The organism is Streptomyces tricolor (genome assembly GCF_002155905.1).
Taxonomy (GTDB): Bacteria; Actinomycetota; Actinomycetes; order Streptomycetales; family Streptomycetaceae; genus Streptomyces; species Streptomyces tricolor.
On sequence record NZ_MUMF01000848.1, the window covers coordinates 307 to 706 of the forward strand.

At 71.0% G+C, this 400-nt stretch carries 1 protein-coding gene; it reads right to left on the minus strand.

Features of this window, described 5'->3' with window-relative positions:
• The coding region (locus tag CCN44_RS40645) for a lytic polysaccharide monooxygenase (RefSeq protein WP_143650420.1) at window positions 1-400 on the minus strand (400 nt) is incomplete at both ends.

Below are 400 nucleotides of genomic sequence, written 5' to 3' on the forward strand. Positions count from 1 at the left end.
CCGGCGGCCTTCCCGTGCTCCGGGAACACCACGTCGGAACACGCGTAGTACGTGTCCGGCGTACTGCTGTTCTGCCAGACCGTGTACAGCACCTGACGCCCCGTCCGGTCCGTCGGCAGCGTGGCGCTCACGCGGTACGTCCCGTCGCGCAGCGGTGGGTCCGTGACCTCGGCGAAGGGCTGCTCGGGCAGATCGGACCAGGTCAGCGGCTTCGACGGGTCGTACCCCTGCTCGGTCAGATACAGCCGGAACGTGCCCGTGTGCGCGATGGTCGACGCGTAGGTCAGCGTCAGCCGGCCCCCCGGTGCCAGCCGTGTCGCCGGCCAGTCCCGCCGGGCCAGGTCCAGACCCCGGTACGCCGGCAGGTTCCCGCTGCACAGCCTGCCGTCCGGAATCACCT